The 544-nt window shown below is 64.0% G+C and carries 1 protein-coding gene; it reads right to left on the bottom strand.

All coding sequences use genetic code 11. The annotated features are described in order from the left end of the window. Nucleotides 1–544: esterase-like activity of phytase family protein (locus tag Q7C21_RS22785; RefSeq protein WP_375151207.1), on the bottom strand; the 544-nt coding region annotated here is incomplete at both ends.

The following is a 544-nucleotide window of genomic DNA, read 5'->3' as shown; positions in this document are numbered from 1 at the left end:
CACTGAGCAGCACGCAACCACCATCACAGTCCCAAGTGGTCTGCCCGCGCTTGACCAGCAACAGCCCGCGCCGCTCACGCTCCGCCGCCAACCAGATCCGGTCGCCGGCAGGGTTCACCGCCAGGCCTTCGAACAAGGCGTTGAAATGCAGGAGCATGCCACTGGCCCGCGCTTCACGGACCATGATCGGGGAGATCTTCAACCAGGCCGGCGCGCCTTGCGCCGGCACTTGTAGCACCGCGGCATGAGCCTCGCTGATCACATACTTGTTGCCGGCGGCGTCGCAGGAGATGCCTTCGAAATCCAGGTCGCCACCACGCACGAAGGACGCCGCCCAGGTCCGTGACTTCAAGCCCCAGGGCAAGCCGGTATCGGGTACTGCAGGCACCTCCAGCTTGACGGCATCGGCCTGCCAGGCACTGTCGCGAGTATCGAGCTTGTAGATCTGATCATCATCGCGGTCGGAAACCGTCCACAAATCCTGGCCACAGAGTGCCAGCCCGGACAGATTGCCGCCGCGCATGCCTTTCACAGGATGCTCGGA

Source organism: Pantoea sp. ANP04, from assembly GCF_041982285.1.
Taxonomy (GTDB): domain Bacteria; phylum Pseudomonadota; class Gammaproteobacteria; order Enterobacterales; family Enterobacteriaceae; genus Pantoea; species Pantoea eucalypti.
This window is presented reverse-complemented; position numbering and strand designations above follow the sequence as displayed.